The organism is Pseudomonas agarici, from assembly GCF_900109755.1.
Lineage (GTDB): Bacteria > Pseudomonadota > Gammaproteobacteria > Pseudomonadales > Pseudomonadaceae > Aquipseudomonas > Aquipseudomonas agarici.
The window spans coordinates 1-2,356 of record NZ_FOAR01000060.1 but is presented as its reverse complement, the minus strand read 5'-3'; the positions used below and the strand labels follow the sequence as shown (position 1 = coordinate 2,356).

3 protein-coding genes and 3 tRNA genes are annotated in these 2,356 nt (G+C 54.6%); all 6 read right to left on the bottom strand.

The window, feature by feature from the left end:
* A partial coding sequence (locus BMX68_RS24900; protein ID WP_256218838.1) for a GTP-binding protein occupies window positions 1-191 on the bottom strand: 191 nt, incomplete at its 3' end.
* 86 nt (window positions 192-277) lie between these two features.
* Window positions 278-353: transfer RNA gene (locus tag BMX68_RS24895), tRNA-Thr, on the bottom strand.
* A 26-nt stretch (window positions 354-379) separates the two neighbouring features.
* Window positions 380-453 (bottom strand) — tRNA-Gly (locus BMX68_RS24890).
* Between the two features lie 26 nt (window positions 454-479).
* Window positions 480-564 (bottom strand) — tRNA-Tyr (locus BMX68_RS24885).
* Window positions 565-705: 141 nt separating this feature from the next.
* Window positions 706-1,152: a hypothetical protein gene (locus tag BMX68_RS24880; RefSeq protein ID WP_017129876.1), complete on the bottom strand. Its 447-nt coding sequence runs from the start codon at window positions 1,150-1,152 to the stop codon at window positions 706-708.
* A gap of 91 nt (window positions 1,153-1,243) precedes the next feature.
* Entirely contained in the window at window positions 1,244-2,203 is a 960-nt protein-coding gene (birA, locus tag BMX68_RS24875; RefSeq protein WP_026012959.1) for a bifunctional biotin--[acetyl-CoA-carboxylase] ligase/biotin operon repressor BirA, read from the bottom strand.
* Window positions 2,204-2,356 lie beyond the last annotated feature (153 nt).

The window sequence follows — 2,356 nt, the reverse complement described above, 5'->3', positions numbered from 1 at the left end:
TTGATGGTGATACCGCGAGCTTTCTCTTCCGGGGCGCTGTCGATTTTATCGAACTCAACCTTGGCCGAACCGAAAACCTCGGAGCAGACACGGGTCAGCGCAGCAGTCAGAGTGGTCTTACCATGGTCGACATGACCAATGGTGCCAACGTTGACGTGCGGCTTATTACGTTCGAACTTTTCCTTAGCCATCGAAATCACCCTTAGGAGAAGAATTGAGCAAGCTACATCGACCATTAGAACAAAGGCAGATATTTTCATATCTGCCTTGTTTTATATGGAGCTCTTGAGCGGACTTGAACCGCTGACCTCACCCTTACCAAGGGTGTGCTCTACCAACTGAGCTACAAGAGCGAAGCATTTTGCATAAACAGCAAACTTGGAGCGGGTAGCGGGAATCGAACCCGCATCATCAGCTTGGAAGGCTGAGGTTCTACCACTAAACTATACCCGCGGAGTTTGCTGCTTCCGCTGAAATTATGGTGGAGGGAGAAGGATTCGAACCTTCGAAGTCTGAGACGTCAGATTTACAGTCTGATCCCTTTGGCCGCTCGGGAACCCCTCCAATCGAGGCGCATTCTACATCACGCCTAACCTCTGTCAAGCAATTTCTCATTTAAAAATATGAGGTTAGCTGCGTTGACCACGCTCTGCAGCGAGTCCCTCAAGGGGTGTTCACTGCAAAGCGGGCGCCATTCTATGCAAACTATTCGGCAGTTGCAATGCCTTCGCACAACATTATTTTATGTTTTAACTCATTGAATTCTTTAGCAAGATTCTGCAGAACGGTGTCGCTCAGCAAATGCCGACTTTCGGGTACGATACGCAGCCAGAAGCCCGTCGAATCCGGAACATTCACCCGCTGTACCCGCGCCTTGATATCCATCCCCTGCAAACGCTGCTGAATCGACTGCGCGACATCCTGACGGGACATACCTCCCAGATACAGACATTCGGAGTTCGCCTCCTGGCCTCTGGCGGCAGCTTTGCGAGCCCCGGCGTTATCCGACTCGCTCAGCAGCTGGATATCCTGGTGCGCACTACGATAGAGCGCCAAAGGAGTCACTTCCTTCGCCCTCAGCGGGGCCTCCTGTTGATGCCAGACGTAATAAACACCATTGAGTACCAACAACAACAGAAACAACCAACGCATAGAGACCTCAGCTCAACGGGCCGGCAATTGCCAGACCGACACCTACCAGATCAGGCACACACCTGGCTCTGGAAACATTACCGCAGCCCGCTCAAGAATCATTGCGCAAGCGCAGGCTGAGCTCGCCACCGCTGAAGACCTGCTCGAAACCGCCGACCCTCAAACGCAGCGCACCTTGCTGATCGATACCCAGCACAGTGCCGTCGATAACGCTCGTACCAGCCACCAACGAGACTTCACGGCCTTGCCACAGATGATTCTGCTCCCACTCCGCCTGGATCGTGGCGAAGCCCGACGCCTGATGTCGCCGCAGATAACACTGAAGCTTTTCGCTCAGGGATGCGATCAACTGATTGCGATCCACCGAGCGTCCCGTCTCAAGCCTGACGGATGTCCACTGCTGATCGACCTGATCGGCGACTTGCATGTTGACATTGATGCCGATGCCAAGCACCACGTGACAGACATCAGCCGGATCACCGACAAGTTCCAGCAGGATACCGGCGATCTTCTTGCTACCCACCAGAACGTCGTTCGGCCATTTCAGGCCCGCCCCCTGGATCCCCAATTCACGCAACACCTGCAATGCCGCCAGGCCAACCACTAGGCTCAAGCCCTCGAGCTGCCGCATTCCTCCATCAACCCTGAGCAACAAACTGTAATAGATATTTTCGGCGAATGGGCTGACCCACTGACGCCCGCGACGCCCCCGACCTGCCGTCTGCCGCTCAGCCACGACAACAAAAGGTGCACGCACAGCGCGCTCGACCAATCGCAACGCTTCGGCATTGGTCGAATCGATCGATTCATAAACATGTACCGACCAGGTCGGCGAGGGTTTGGCAGCAGCGATTGCTTGCCGATCAAGCAGCACCAGGGGAGAGGCCAATTGATAGCCACGACCACGAACCTTATGAATCGACAGCCCCAGTTCAACCTCCAGCTGCTGAAGCTGCTTCCAGACAGCGCTGCGACTGATGCCCAACGCTGCCCCGAGCGCCTCTCCAGAGTGAAACCGGCCATCTTTCAGGAGTTTTAACAACGTCAGCATGCAGATCTCGCCTCACAATGAGGCACGCATGATAGCCATGAGCCGGAGCCTTGCATACTACAGGAGACGACCTGCCAGCCATGGAAGATCTGTAACCAGGCTCCGCCCAAAAGCCCCAACTCAAAGTTTCGCGCATAAAAAACAAAACCCCTA